The organism is Azospirillum formosense, assembly GCF_013340925.1.
GTDB lineage: Bacteria > Pseudomonadota > Alphaproteobacteria > Azospirillales > Azospirillaceae > Azospirillum > Azospirillum formosense.
In genome coordinates this window covers 1-13,233 of sequence record NZ_WHOR01000160.1, presented here as the reverse complement: position 1 = coordinate 13,233, position 13,233 = coordinate 1, and the positions used below count along the sequence as shown (strand labels likewise).

Genomic DNA, 13,233 nt, shown 5'->3' with positions numbered 1-13,233 from the left:
GGACGCCCCCATGACCAACCTCGCCCTCGCCTTCCGTCTGGCCCGCCGCGAGCTGCGCGGGGGGCTGAAGGGATTCCGCATCTTCCTGGCCTGCCTGACGCTCGGCGTCGCGGCGATCGCCGCGGTCAACTCCGTGTCCGGCGGCGTGCTGTCGGGCCTGCAGGCGGACGGACGGGCGATCCTGGGCGGCGACGTCGCGCTGCGGCAGATCTACACACCGCCGACCGACGAACAGCGCTCCTGGCTGGAACAGGCCGGGCGCCTGTCTCAATCGGTGGAGATGCGCGCCATGGCCCGCTCCGCCGACGACCAGCGGTCCACGCTGGTCGAGCTGAAGGCGGTGGACGGCGTCTACCCCCTCTACGGCTCCGTGGCCCTGGCGCCGGAGGGTGACCTGCACACGGCGCTGGCCAACCGCGACGGGCGCTGGGGCGCGCTGGTCGAGGACGGGCTGCTCGACCGGCTGGGGCTGAAGACCGGCGACACGCTGCGCCTGGGCGAGGGCGAGTTCGCCGTGCGCGGCGTCCTGACGCGCGAGCCGGACCGCGCGTCCAACGGCGCCTTCTCGCTGGGGCCGCGGGTGATGATCGCCTTGCCGTCGCTGGAGGGCACCGGCCTGCTCCAGCCCGGCAGCATCGTCTATTGGACCGCCAAGCTGGCCCTGCCGCCGGGCACCGACGTGGCGGCGTGGCAGAAGGCGCTGACCGCGCGCTTCCCCGACGCCGGCTGGCGGGTCCGCGACTTCACCAACGCCTCCCCACAGATCGAGCGCTTCATCGACCGCATGACGCTGTTCCTGACGCTGGTCGGGCTGACCGCCCTGCTGGTCGGCGGGGTCGGGGTGGGCAACGCGGTGCGCAGCCATCTCGATTCGCGCGCCCGCACCATCGCCACGCTGAAATGCCTGGGCGCGCCGGGCGATCTGGTCTTCCAGGTCTATCTGCTGCAGATCCTCGCCCTGTCCGGGCTGGGCATCCTGCTCGGGCTGCTGCTCGGCGCGGTGGCGCCGCTGGGGCTGGGGTCGCTGCTCGACCAGGTGCTGCCCGTCCCCACCCGGATCGGCGTCTACCCGGGCGCCCTGGCTCTGGCTGCGCTCTACGGCCTGCTGACCGCCCTGACCTTCTCGCTGTGGCCGCTGGGCCGCGCGCGGGAGGTGCCGGCGGCGGCGCAGTTCCGCGACGTGGTCGCCCCCGCCGGGGGCCGCCCGCGCGCCGTCTATCTGGCGGCGATGGCGCTGACCGTGGCGGCTCTGGCCGGGCTGGCCGTCGCCACCGCCCACAACAGGATGTTTGCCGCCTGGTTCGTCGGCGGCTCCATCGCCACCTTCCTCGCCTTCCGCCTGGCCGCTTGGCTGGTGGTGCGCGGGGCCGCGGCGGCGGGGCGCCCGCGCCGTCCGGGGCTGCGGCTGGCGCTCGCCAACCTGCACCGGCCGGGCAACCCGACCGGGGCGGTGGTTCTGTCGCTCGGCCTCGGCCTGACCGTGCTGGTCGCCATCGCGCTGATCGAGGGCAACTTCTCCCGCCGGGTCAACGAGACGATCCCCAAGGACGCCCCCAGCTTCTTCTTCGTGGACATCCAGCCCGACCAGTTCGAGCCGCTGAAGCAGACGCTGACCGCCCTGCCCGGCACCAGCGGGTTCGAGGCGGTGCCCAGCTTGCGCGGGCGGATCGAGACGGTGAACGGCCAGCCGGCGGAGAAGGCGCTGATCAACCCCGAGCAGTCCTGGGTGCTGTCCGGCGACCGCGGCGTGACCTACTCCGCCAAGCTGCCCGAGCATTCGGAGATCGTCGCCGGCTCCTGGTGGCCGGAGGACTACAAGGGCACGCCGCTGATCTCCATCCACCAGAACGTGGCGAACGCCTTCGGCATCGGTCCGGGCGCCACCATGGGCGTCAACATCCTGGGCCGCACCATCGAGGCGAAGGTCGCCAACATCCGCGCCGCCGACTTCTCGACGCTGGCCATCAACTTCACGATGGTCTTCGCGCCCGGCACGCTGGAGCGGGCGCCGCAGACCTGGATCGCCACCGTCCGCAGCACCCCGGCGGCGGAGCCGGAGGTCCAGCGCTCCGTCCTGCAACGCTTCCCCAACGTGACGCTGGTGCGGGTGAAGGACGCGCTGGACACGGTGGGCACGATGCTGGGCCACATCGGCACGGCGGTGCGCATCACCGCGGGCATCACGCTGGCCGCCGGCACGCTGGTGCTGGCCGGGGCGGTCGCCGCCGGGCACCGCCGCCGGGTCTACGACGCGGTGGTGCTGAAGGTGCTGGGCGCCACGCGGGCCGACGTGCTGAAGGCCTTCCTGCTGGAATACGGCCTGCTCGGCATCCTGACCGCGGCCATCGCCGGGGTCATCGGCACCGTCACGGCCTGGGCGGTGATGACCTTCCTGATGCGCTGGGACTGGACCTTCCTGCCCTCGGCGGTGCTGACCACGGCGCTGCTCAGCACGGCGATCACGCTGGCCTTCGGCTTCCTCGGGACATGGCGGGCGTTGGGCCAACCCTCCGCCCCGCTGCTGCGCAACGACTGACGGGAGGGTCAGGCCGGTTCGGGGACGCGGTCGTCGGCGACGATGCGGTTCTTGCCGGACTGCTTGGCCGCATACATGCGCTGGTCGGCCAGATCGACCAGCCTTTCCCAATCCACCGGGCGGTCGTGGAGGTATTCGGCGACGCCGACGCTGGCGGTCTGCAAGGTGCCGTCCGGACGCTTGCCCAAGCCCCGCTCGTGCAGCCGTTCCACCGCGGTCAGGGCGCCCTGCCGGCCGGTGTTGGGCATGATGACCACGAACTCCTCCCCGCCCCAGCGGACGAGCACGTCGGACTGGCGCAGCATGGCGCGGATGGCCTCCGCCGACCGTCCGAGCTGCTTGTCGCCCTGGTCGTGCCCGAAGCGGTCGTTGATCGACTTGAAATTGTCCAGGTCGAAGAAGATCACCGACAGCGGATGGTCGGAGCGCTGGGCGTGGGCGAACTGCAGCCGCAAAAGCTCCTCCCCGATGCGGCGGGAGAAGGCGCCAGTCAGCCCGTCGTGCGACGCCTGATCGACCAGGGCCATCATGAAGTGCAACTGGCTCATCGCCGCCAGCGTCGCCACCACCATGATGAGCACCAACAGCCACAGGGCGCCCAGATAGGAGGGGAAGGGGAAGACCAGCGAGCCGTAGACCCCGGCCAGCATGTGGGCCGCCAGCATCGGCGTCGCGAAGGCCAGCCCCTCCAGCGCGGTCAGCGGGAAGACGCTGAGCCCCGCCACCATCACGAAGGGCAGGAAGGCGTAACCGGCGGCCACCGCCAGCGCGCTTCCCGCGATCATGTCCTCGTTCAGCATGGGGTGCGAGGCGAGGAAGAAGATGGTCGGCACCGCCAGCAGCAGGGCCAGCCCCCGCCACGCGCTGCCCATGTCGTCGCAGATCCGGTAGCCGAGCGCCAGCGCGCCGAAGGCGAAGCTGGACACCAGCCGCAGGCCGGCGAGATAGCCCCACAGCGGCCAGGGGAAGATGAAGACGTCGATGACGATCCACAGCGGCGTCAGCACCGCGAACACGGCCGCGACCATGCGGACGCGGGAATGGATCAGCACGGCCCGGCGACGCTGGATGATCGGGGTGTGCCCGCCCGGATGCATCAGGTCGCGCAATTGCTCGAAGGAGAGATCGCCGCTCACCGCCTGGAATGCCCTCTCCGCGAACCGTCTGAGGAGATTAAGCGCTTGTTGATACACGCGATGCCCCCCATCGGCAACGGCAATTGCTGTGATTTCCAGGGATACGTGCGTATGCGGCGCAGCCTGTGGCACCAACGCATTTGTACGTGATTTTCCGGGACAGTCTTCCCGCCGCCCGCCGCTGTCAACGCCGAAGTGGTCATACCACTGGGACAAAAGCACGCGGTGCACATAAAAAAGCCCGGCATGAAAAAGGCCCGGCTGGGGGCCGGGCCTTTTTCATGGGTCGGAACGAAGGGAAATCGCTCAGTCCTTCAGGTCCTCCCAAAGCTCCTTCACCTTGGCGAAGAAGCCTTCGGACTGCGGGTGGGAGCCTTCCTTGCCGGCGGTGTCGAACTCGCGCAGAAGCTCCTGCTGCTTCTTGGTCAGGTTGACCGGAGTCTCGACGACGGCCTGGATGTACATGTCGCCGCGCTGCTGGCTGCGCAGCACCGACATGCCCTTGCCCTTGATGCGGAACTGGTGGCCGGACTGGGTGCCGGGCGGGACCGTCACCTTGGTGCGGCTGCCCTCGATGGTCGGCACCTCCACCGTGCCGCCCAGCGCCGCTGTGGTCATCGGGATCGGCACCCGGCAGTGGATGTTGGCGCCGTCGCGCTGGAAGATCGGGTGCGGCGCGATGGCCAGGAAGATGTAGAGATCGCCCGGCGGCGCGCCGCGCAACCCCGCCTCGCCCTCGCCGGCCAGACGGATGCGGGTGCCGTCCTCCACGCCCGCGGGGATGTTGACCTGGAGGGTCTTCTCCTTGCGCAGGCGCCCGGCGCCGCCGCAGCTCTTGCAGGGGTCCTTGATGACGCGGCCCTGGCCGTGGCAGGCCGGGCAGGTGCGTTCAATGGTGAAGAAGCCCTGCTGGGCGCGCACCTTGCCGTGGCCCTGGCAGGTCGGGCAGGTGACCGGCTGGGTCCCCGCCGCCGCCCCGGAGCCGCTGCAGGAGTCGCAGGCGACGGTGGAGGGAACGCGGACGTTGGCCGTGGTGCCCTTGAAGGCCTCCTCCAGCCCGATCTCCAGATTGTAGCGCAGGTCCTGGCCGCGGCCCGACGCGGCACCGCCGCCGCGGCGCCCGCCCATGAACTCCCCGAACATCTCGTCGAAGATGTCGGCGAAGCCGCCGCCACCGCCGCCGAAATCGAAGCCGCCGAAGCCGCCGCCGGCCCCGCCACGCCCGTTCTCGAAGGCGCCGTGGCCGAAGCGGTCGTAGGCCGCGCGCTTCTGCTCGTCCTTCAGGACGTCGTAGGCTTCGCTGATTTCCTTGAACTTGTGCTCGGCGTCCTTGTCACCCTGGTTGCGGTCCGGGTGATACTGCATCGCCATCTTGCGGTACGCTTTTTTGATCTCGTCCGCGCTGGCGCCCTTCGCCACCCCGAGCAGCTCGTAATAGTCCTGTTTCGCCATGGGCCCCGACCGCCTTCACATACAATAGACCAATCGTATCTCCGGCCCGCCACCGCAGGACGGATGACGGGCCGGACGATACTGCATGGCGCCGGGTTCTCCCGGCTGTGACACCGGAGGCAATGGGCGGCTGCCCAACGATTGCCTCCGGTTCCGAACGCTTAGGCCGACTTCTTCTTGTCGTCGTCCACTTCCTCGAAGTCGGCGTCGACCACGCCCGGCTCGTTCGGGGCCGCACCCGCCGCACCGGCGGCACCGGCGCCCGGGGCCTCGCCCTGGCCGGCCTTGTACATGGCCTCGCCCAGCTTCATCGACACCTGGGCCAGCGCCTCGGTCTTCGCCTTCACGGCCTCCAGATCCTCGCCGTCCATGACCGACTTCAGCTCGGCCACGGCGGCCTCGGCGGCGGTCTTGTCGGCGGCGGGGATCTTGTCGCCGTTCTCCTTGATCGTCCGCTCGGTGGTGTGGATCAGGGCGTCCGCGTGGTTGCGGGCGTCCACCAGCTCGCGCCGCTTCTTGTCGTCGGCGGCGTGGGCCTCGGCGTCCTTCACCATCTTGTTGATGTCGGCGTCCGACAGGCCGCCCGACGCCTGGATGCGGATCTGCTGCTCCTTGCCGGTGGCCTTGTCCTTCGCCGTGACGCTGACGATGCCGTTGGCGTCGATGTCGAAGGTCACCTCGACCTGCGGCACGCCGCGCGGGGCCGGCGGGATGCCGACGAGGTCGAACTGGCCGAGCAGCTTGTTGTCCGCCGCCATCTCGCGCTCGCCCTGGAAGACGCGGATGGTCACCGCGTTCTGGTTGTCCTCGGCGGTCGAGAAGGTCTGGGACTTCTTGGTCGGGATCGTCGTGTTGCGGTCGATCAGGCGGGTGAACACGCCGCCCAGCGTCTCGATGCCCAGGCTGAGCGGGGTGACGTCGAGCAGCAGGACGTCCTTGACCTCGCCCTTCAGCACGCCGCCCTGGATGGCGGCGCCGATGGCGACCACCTCGTCCGGGTTCACGCCGCGGTGCGGCTCACGGCCGAAGAACTGCTTCACCGCCTCGATGACCTTGGGCATGCGGGTCATGCCGCCGACCAGGATCACCTCGTCGATCTCGTTGGCCTTCAGGCCGGCGTCGCGCAGCGCGGCCTTGCAGGGCTCGATCGTGCGCTGGACCAGCTCGTCCACCAGGGCTTCCAGCTTGGCGCGGGTCAGCTTGACGTTGAGGTGCTTCGGGCCGGACTGGTCGGCGGTGATGAAGGGCAGGTTGACCTCGGTCTGCATGGCCGAGGACAGCTCAATCTTCGCCTTCTCGGCGGCTTCCTTCAGGCGCTGCAGGGCCAGACGGTCCTTGCGCAGGTCGATGCCCTGCTCCTTCTGGAACTCGTCGGCGAGGTAGTCGATGATGCGAGCGTCGAAGTCCTCACCGCCGAGGAAGGTGTCGCCGTTGGTCGACTTCACCTCGAACACGCCGTCGCCGATCTCCAGCACGGAGACGTCGAAGGTGCCGCCGCCGAGATCGTACACGGCGATGGTGCCGGCGCCCTTCTTCTCCATGCCGTAGGCCAGAGCGGCCGCCGTCGGCTCGTTGATGATGCGCAGCACTTCCAGGCCGGCGATCTTGCCGGCGTCCTTGGTCGCCTGGCGCTGGCTGTCGTTGAAGTAGGCCGGGACGGTGATGACCGCCTGGGTCACCTTCTCGCCCAGATAGTTCTCCGCCGTCTCCTTCATCTTCTGCAGGATGAAGGCGCTGATCTGGGACGGGCTGTACTTCTTGCCGACGGCCTCCACCCAGGCGTCGCCGTTGTCGCCGGGAATGATCTTGTAGGGGACGAGGCCCTGGTCCTTCTTGGTCAGCGGATCGTCGTAGCGGCGGCCGATCAGACGCTTGATCGCGAAGAGGGTGTTCTCGGGATTCGTCACCGCCTGACGCTTGGCCGGCTGGCCGACCAGACGCTCCGCGTTCTGCGCGAAGGCGACCATGGAGGGCGTGGTGCGCGTGCCTTCGGCGTTTTCGATCACCTTGGCGCTGGAGCCTTCCATGACGGCCACGCAGGAGTTCGTGGTGCCGAGGTCGATGCCAATGACTTTGCTCATGTTCAGCCTCTGTTGTTCGGCAGATGCGTGGCGGCCCGTTTGGTCCGGCACCGCCGCGATCCCCTTGGGGTCGGTGGAACGGTTGGGTGGATTCACGTCTGTCGCCGGAGATATAGGCAGGTGCGTTTCGGGCTGCAACGTCCTGGTCATTCCACCAACCGTCAAAAGACCAAAAGGTGACGCGCACGCCGGGGCATATCGTCGCGCCCGTGGCTTCGCGTCGCAAGTGAATACCAGGGTATTCAGAAGCATAAGGCGTGCAACAGCGTCCCCTGATCCCGCCAAGACGCCGGAAAGCGCTCTGTTACAGGGCTTTAACACAAGCAAAACCCCGCATTCCAGGCATGTTAACTTTTCATTAACAAGTAATGGTGTGCATTCTTGCGCGCAATCAATTGCCGGTTGCTCCGTTTCTTTGTTGTCTCAAGATTCTAATAGTGGAGATCCGAAGGAAATATGATATATCCCTCCAAGGCAAAGGGGGCCGCTGTTGTTCGCAGGCATGGCTTTCCGAAGCGGGACCGTGTGCAGTATTCCATGGGGGATCAAGATGATGGACGAACGGCGCGACATGGCTCTGGCCATCAAGTCCTGCCTCGACAGCCTTATGGACGACGCGACGAAGTGCGATCTGGACGATCTGGCGCGCTTCATCAGCCTGGCCGCCATGGCGGCGGAGGAAGCGGCCATGGCCTTCGATCCGAAGGCGGCGCAGCTGAAGGCCCTGATGTCCGGCGGCGCCGGCCATTGCTGATCGTCTGAACACTGCTGGCCCGAACCGACGGGGGAACGCCGGGGACATCGGGCTCGAACAATCCGGCCGGAAAAGAAAAAGCCGCCCCCGACAGGGCGGCTTTCTTACGTCCGGGCGCCTCCAGGGCGCTTTACAGTATCTCCGCCGCGCGGATCGCCCCGTCGAGCAGGGCCAGCGTGCCGGCGCAGGACTCGTCCCCGTCCATGACCATGGGCAGGCGGTAGCTGAACATGGCCGCCGCCGCCTTGCCGTCCCGCTCCGCCCCGACCAGCCAGAGGTAATGGGCGTCGGTGCCGCCGTCCTCCTCCGTCATCATCACCGCCTGGGCCAGCACGCCGTCGTCGCCCCAGGGCTCGACGATCCGGTCGCTGGCGCGCGGGTCGTCGGGGCGCACGAAGCGCAGCGCCATCTCGCGCAGCACCGCCACGGCGCCGTCCGGCCCATCCTTGGGCGCCACCCGATCGGTGACCAGCCGCAGCACGCCCCCCGCCGGGGCCGGCGGGTGGAAGGCGGCCACGGCGTGGCCCTCATGCTCCTCCACCTCCGGGCGCCAGCCGTCCGGCAGCCGGAACCGCACCACACCTTCCCATTCCACGCTGTGGCCCGCACCGTCGCTGATGCTCTGGCCGTCCTGTCCGCCCGTCACGGCATCCTCCCCTGATCCTGTGCCCCTGATCCTGTGCCGGCACTTTAGGCCGAAGCGCCGGCGAATCCAGCCTTGATCGCGGCCCGCCGAGCCACCATGGTCCGACGATGATCGTTTCCGCCAGCTACAAGACGGACATTCCCGCCTTCTACGGGCGCTGGTTCCTGAACCGGCTGGAGGCCGGATACTGCCGCATGGTCAACCCCTACGGCGGCCAGACCTACCGGATCGGCCTGACCCGCGCGGAGGTCGACGGCTTCGTCTTCTGGACCAAGAATCTCGGCCCCTTCCTGCCGGCGCTGGAAGAGGTGTCGGAACGCGGCTTTCCCTTCGTCGTCCAGTACAGCGTCACCGGCCTACCCGGCGCGCTGGAGCGCTCCGTCCCCGATGCGGAGCGCGCGGTCGAGCATATGGCCCGGCTGCGCGACCGCTGGGGGCCGCGCGCCGCCGTCTGGCGCTACGACCCCATCGTGAAAACAGAGGCCATGCCGCCGTCCTGGCACCGCGAGACCTTCGCCCGGCTGGCTGGCCGGATGCGCGGCCTGACCGACGAGGCGGTGGTCTCCTTTCTCCAGCCTTACCGCAAGACGGCGCGCAATCTGGACGCCGCCGGTGTGCCCTGGCGCGACCCGGACCCGGAGGAGAAGCGCGCCCTGCTGGCCGATCTGGCCGGCATCGCCGCGGAGCACGGCATGGCGCTGACGCTGTGCACCCAGCCGGAACTGGCCGGCGTTCCCGGCACGGCGCCGGCCCGCTGCGTCGACGCGCAACGGCTGTCCGACGTCGCCGGGCGGCCCATCGGCGCCAGGGAAAAGGGCAACCGGCCGGGCTGCCTGTGCGCAGAAAGCCGCGACATCGGGGATTACGACACCTGCCCGCACGGTTGCGTCTATTGCTACGCCGTCGCCAACCGCAACACGGCGCAGCGGCGCTTCGCCGCCCACGATCCGGCGGGCGAGTTCCTGTTTCCCAGACCGTCGACCTAATTCCTGTCGCCACCCTGGCGGGAGATACCGACCCGCCGAGGTGGCAATCCTTGGCAGTTCACTATCAGGTTGTCCGCGATGATAGGACGGAATGAACGCCCTCAACTTTGCTGACCGGAGAGATCGCCTGGGTCGGCACCGACATCAGCCGGGTGCAGCGCGGGCTGGGCGCCAAGATGCGCTCGCCGGCCGACGGCGACCTGTCCACCCGCTTTCCCGAGGCGGAGCGCGGCGACGAGTGAGGCATTCGCTGGAGAAGGTTTTTGAACTCCCTCCTGGTGAACAGGAGGAAATCCCTTTGACGGCAAGGGTATGAGCGTGGACGTCGTTGCACAGATGGCCGAGGCGGCGGAGCGCCGCCGTCGTGCTGGTGCGGCAACGCCCCGCGCCACTCGTGAGGACAGCGGTTTACGGGCAGACCTTCTTCACGGTCTCAACCAGCTTGTCCGGGTTGAAGGGCTTGACCAGCCAGCCGGTGGCCCCGGCCTCGCGGCCGGCGGTCTTCTTGGCGGGATCGGCCTCGGTGGTCAGCAGCAGGACGGGGGTCGCGCGGTTGAGCGCGCTGCCGCGGATGGCCCGGGTCAGAGCCAGACCGTCCATGCCCGGCATGTTCAGGTCGGTGATGATGCAGTCGAACTTCTGCCGGTTGACCTGCTCCAGACCGGCGCTGCCGTCCGCCGCCTCGGTGACGCCATAGCCGGCGTTGCGCAGCGTGAAGGCGACCATGTCGCGGATGGTCTTGGAGTCGTCGACGGTCAGAATGGTCTTGGCCACGGGTCCGGTTCCCTGAATGAGCGGCGGCCTGGAGCAGGCGGTTCATTGTGCGCCGCGATAATCCCAGATGCGAATAGGGGAATGATCCGCCCGGCGCAAGTTGTTCGGTAGCTGCGGATCAATCGAAGGACGGCACCCGTGCGAAAAGGAGCGGCGCGGCGGGCCGTAGCCCCCGCGCCGCAAGACGTGCCGCCTGCCGTCCGGAGGACGGTCAGGCTTTGGTATCGACGTGCTGGCCGCCCATTTCGTGAGGACCGGCCTTGGCGACGCCCACCATGGCCTCGCGCAGCAGGCGGCCATGGATGGTGTAGCCGGGCTGGAGCACCTGGACGACGGTGCCGGCGGGCTTGCCGGTGTTCTCGATCTCGAACATCACCTGATGGAAGTTCGGGTCGAACAGCTCGCCGGTCGGGTCGATCTTCTTGATGCCCGCGCGCTCGAAGGCGGAGATGAGCTGACGCTCCGTCGCCTCCACGCCCACGGAGAGGCTCTTCAGCACGTCGTCGTTCTCGCGGCCCTCGGCGGGGACGGCCTCCAGCGCGCGGCGCAGGTTGTCGGCCACCGTCACCAGCTCCTTGGCGAAGCTGGACACGGCGAACTTGCTGGCGTCCTCGCGGTCGCGCTGGGCGCGGCGGCGGGTGTTCTCCACCTCGGCCATCTGGCGCAGGAGCTGGTCCTTCAGGCTGGCGACCTCGGCCTCAAGCTGGGCCACGCGATCCCCGGCGCCGGCGTCCGCGGCCTTGTCCTGGGCGGCCTTATCCTGGGCGGCCTTATCCTGGACGGCTTCGGTCTGCTCCACCTCGGTTTCGGCGGGCTTGTTCTGCTCTTCGCTCATGGCTCTCTCGTTGTCGTCTCTGGTCGTCGTCTGGTGGGTGGAAGGGTTGCCAAGGTCGTCACACGACAGGGCGTCACCCGACAAGGCGGCTGATGACCTTGGCTGTATAATCCACAAGCGGGATGATCCGGGCATAATTGATGCGGGTCGGGCCGATCACGCCGATGGCGCCGATCACCTGCTCGCGGCTGTTCTGGAACGGCGAGATGATCAGCGAACAGCCCGAATGGCCGAACAGCACATTCTCCGCGCCGATGAAGATCTGCACCCCGTCGCCCTTCCCGGTGGCGTCGAGCAGGCGCAGCATGGTCTCCTTGGTCTCCAGCGCCTCGAACAGGGCGCGCACGCGCTCCAGGTCCGACAGGGCGGTGACGTCCTCCAGCAGCTTCGCCTGGCCGCGCACGATGAGCTGGCCGCTGTTCTGCCCGCCGCTGCCCGCCCAGGTGGCGAGCCCGGCGGAGACCACGCGCTGCGACAATTCGTCCAGCTCGGTCTTCTGGTCCTCGATCTCGCGCAGCACGGCCTGCCGCGCCTCGTCCAGCGTGCGGCCCACCAGCTTCGCGCTGAGGAAGTTGGAGACCATCTGCAGCGTCGCGGCGGGCACGCCCACCGGCACCTCGATGACGCGGTTCTCGACCAGCCCGTCCTCGTTGACCAGCACGACCAGCGCCCGGCCGGGGGCCAGCGAAACGAACTCGATGTGCTTCAACGGCCGGTCGGTCTTCGGCGCCACCACCAGCCCGGCGCAGTGCGACAGGCCGGACAGCAGGGTGGAGGCCTCGCCCAGAACGTCCTGGAGCGACCGCCCGGAGGAGGCGCATTTGGCCTCGATGGAGCCGCGCTCGTCCTCGCTCAGGCTGCCGATCTCCAGCAGGCCGTTGACGAACAGGCGCAGCCCCGCCTCGGTCGGGATGCGGCCGGCGGAGGTGTGGGGGGCGTAGAGCAGCCCTTGCTCCTCCAGGTCGGCCATGACGTTGCGGATGGTCGCGGGCGACAGGGCCATGCCGAGCCTCCGCGAGATCGTGCGCGAGCCCACCGGCTCGCCGGTCGCCACATAGGCGTCGACGATCAGCCGGAAGATCTCGCGGGACCGTTGGTTCAGCTCGGTGATCATGGCGGGGCGGGGACCGGACGATGCTGTTGGGGCGCGGATAAGGGGCGTCCCGAATTTAGGCAGGTGTCCGCTCCGAATCAACGTGCGCCCCGGTTGCGCGCTGGACGGCGGGGGCGGCGGACGTTAGCTTGCCGCCGATTTCAACAGATTCGCGGATCATGCCCGATGCGTCCCTCCGGCCGCGCCCACGACCAGTTGCGCACCATTTCCCTTGAGCCCCATTTCAGCAAGCACGCCGAGGGGTCCTGCCTGGTGCGGTTCGGCGACACGCACGTCCTGTGCACCGCCAGCGTGGACGAGGGCGTTCCCCGCTTCCTGAAGAACACCGGCCTCGGCTGGGTCACCGCCGAATACGGCATGCTGCCGCGCTCCACCCACAGCCGCACCGACCGCGAGGCCGCCAAGGGCAAGCAGTCGGGCCGCACCCAGGAGATCCAGCGCCTGATCGGCCGCGCGCTGCGCGCCGTCACCGACCGCGCCGCCATGGGCGAAAAGCAGATCAAGATCGACTGCGACGTCATCCAGGCCGACGGCGGCACCCGCACCGCCGCCATCACCGGCAGCTTCGTCGCCCTGCATCTGGCCTTCCAGCATCTGATGCAGATCGGCGCTCTGAAGACCATGCCGCTGACCGACCATGTGGCCGCCGTCTCCTGCGGCATCTACAAGAACGCCAGCGTGCTGGACCTCGACTACGCCGAGGATTCGACGGCGCAGGCCGACGCCAACTTCGTTCTGACCGGCAACGGCGGCATCGTCGAGGTGCAGGGCACCGCCGAGGAGCGCCCCTTCAGCGAGCCGCAATTCATGGAGCTGCTGGCGCTCGCCCGCAAGGGCATCAACGAGCTGGTGGCCTTGCAGAAGGCGGCGATCGCGGTGAAGTAAAGGCGCGGTTGCGGATCTGTCTCTTATAAACATC

The 13,233-nt window shown here is 68.5% G+C and carries 12 protein-coding genes; 5 read left to right on the top strand and 7 right to left on the bottom strand.

Features of this window, described 5'->3' with window-relative positions:
* Window positions 1–10: 10 nt before the first annotated feature.
* Complete coding sequence (locus tag GBZ26_RS19130) at window positions 11–2,536, top strand: ABC transporter permease (protein ID WP_174440207.1); 2,526 nt, start codon at window positions 11–13, stop codon at window positions 2,534–2,536.
* A gap of 8 nt (window positions 2,537–2,544) precedes the next feature.
* Here GBZ26_RS19130 and GBZ26_RS19125 read toward each other — a convergent pair whose 3' ends face one another.
* From GBZ26_RS19125 to dnaK, 3 genes are all read right to left on the bottom strand, one after another.
* On the bottom strand, window positions 2,545–3,672 hold the full coding sequence (locus GBZ26_RS19125; protein ID WP_174440206.1) for a diguanylate cyclase: 1,128 nt from the start codon (window positions 3,670–3,672) through the stop codon (window positions 2,545–2,547).
* Between the two features lie 306 nt (window positions 3,673–3,978).
* Entirely contained in the window at window positions 3,979–5,124 is a 1,146-nt protein-coding gene (dnaJ, locus tag GBZ26_RS19120; protein ID WP_109069871.1) for a molecular chaperone DnaJ, read from the bottom strand.
* 161 nt (window positions 5,125–5,285) lie between these two features.
* The gene (gene dnaK / locus GBZ26_RS19115; protein WP_281427249.1) at window positions 5,286–7,355 is read right to left on the bottom strand and encodes a molecular chaperone DnaK; all 2,070 of its coding nucleotides are present in this window, start codon (window positions 7,353–7,355) and stop codon (window positions 5,286–5,288) included.
* 400 nt (window positions 7,356–7,755) lie between these two features.
* Here dnaK and GBZ26_RS19110 point away from each other — a divergent pair, with 400 nt between their 5' ends.
* Window positions 7,756–7,959: a hypothetical protein gene (locus GBZ26_RS19110; protein ID WP_035670647.1), complete on the top strand. Its 204-nt coding sequence runs from the start codon at window positions 7,756–7,758 to the stop codon at window positions 7,957–7,959.
* 130 nt (window positions 7,960–8,089) lie between these two features.
* Here the strand turns inward: GBZ26_RS19110 and GBZ26_RS19105 are convergent, their stop codons facing one another.
* Window positions 8,090–8,605 carry a hypothetical protein gene (locus tag GBZ26_RS19105; RefSeq protein WP_174440204.1) on the bottom strand — a complete coding sequence of 172 codons (516 nt, stop codon included), beginning with the start codon at window positions 8,603–8,605 and terminating at the stop codon, window positions 8,090–8,092.
* 107 nt (window positions 8,606–8,712) lie between these two features.
* On the opposite strand from GBZ26_RS19105, the gene GBZ26_RS19100 reads away from it, so the two are divergent.
* Window positions 8,713–9,591 carry a DUF1848 domain-containing protein gene (locus GBZ26_RS19100; protein WP_174440203.1) on the top strand — a complete coding sequence of 293 codons (879 nt, stop codon included), beginning with the start codon at window positions 8,713–8,715 and terminating at the stop codon, window positions 9,589–9,591.
* A gap of 107 nt (window positions 9,592–9,698) precedes the next feature.
* A complete protein-coding gene (locus tag GBZ26_RS30705) occupies window positions 9,699–9,833 on the top strand; it encodes a hypothetical protein (protein ID WP_281427248.1) in 135 nt (44 codons plus the stop codon).
* 166 nt (window positions 9,834–9,999) lie between these two features.
* Here GBZ26_RS30705 and GBZ26_RS19095 read toward each other — a convergent pair whose 3' ends face one another.
* From GBZ26_RS19095 to hrcA, 3 genes are all read right to left on the bottom strand, one after another.
* Window positions 10,000–10,365, bottom strand: coding sequence for a response regulator (locus GBZ26_RS19095; RefSeq protein WP_174440202.1), 366 nt, complete (start codon window positions 10,363–10,365; stop codon window positions 10,000–10,002).
* A gap of 211 nt (window positions 10,366–10,576) precedes the next feature.
* Window positions 10,577–11,200, bottom strand: coding sequence for a nucleotide exchange factor GrpE (gene grpE, locus GBZ26_RS19090; protein WP_174440201.1), 624 nt, complete (start codon window positions 11,198–11,200; stop codon window positions 10,577–10,579).
* Between the two features lie 73 nt (window positions 11,201–11,273).
* A complete protein-coding gene (gene hrcA / locus GBZ26_RS19085; protein ID WP_035670634.1) occupies window positions 11,274–12,314 on the bottom strand; it encodes a heat-inducible transcriptional repressor HrcA in 1,041 nt (346 codons plus the stop codon).
* Between the two features lie 165 nt (window positions 12,315–12,479).
* On the opposite strand from hrcA, the gene rph reads away from it, so the two are divergent.
* On the top strand, window positions 12,480–13,199 hold the full coding sequence (gene rph, locus GBZ26_RS19080; protein ID WP_174440200.1) for a ribonuclease PH: 720 nt from the start codon (window positions 12,480–12,482) through the stop codon (window positions 13,197–13,199).
* Window positions 13,200–13,233: the final 34 nt, after the last annotated feature.

Excerpts from the sequence above, each read along its gene's own strand:
- GBZ26_RS19130 (WP_174440207.1), top strand. The coding sequence starts at position 11 with ATGACCAACCTCGCCCTCGCCTTCCGTCTGGCCCGCCGCGAGCTGCGC.
- dnaJ (WP_109069871.1), bottom strand. The coding sequence starts at position 5,124 with ATGGCGAAACAGGACTATTACGAGCTGCTCGGGGTGGCGAAGGGCGCC.
- dnaK (WP_281427249.1), bottom strand. The coding sequence starts at position 7,355 with ATGACCAGGACGTTGCAGCCCGAAACGCACCTGCCTATATCTCCGGCG.
- GBZ26_RS19110 (WP_035670647.1), top strand. The coding sequence starts at position 7,756 with ATGATGGACGAACGGCGCGACATGGCTCTGGCCATCAAGTCCTGCCTC.
- GBZ26_RS19100 (WP_174440203.1), top strand. The coding sequence starts at position 8,713 with ATGATCGTTTCCGCCAGCTACAAGACGGACATTCCCGCCTTCTACGGG.
- grpE (WP_174440201.1), bottom strand. The coding sequence starts at position 11,200 with ATGAGCGAAGAGCAGAACAAGCCCGCCGAAACCGAGGTGGAGCAGACC.
- hrcA (WP_035670634.1), bottom strand. The coding sequence starts at position 12,314 with ATGATCACCGAGCTGAACCAACGGTCCCGCGAGATCTTCCGGCTGATC.
- rph (WP_174440200.1), top strand. The coding sequence starts at position 12,480 with ATGCGTCCCTCCGGCCGCGCCCACGACCAGTTGCGCACCATTTCCCTT.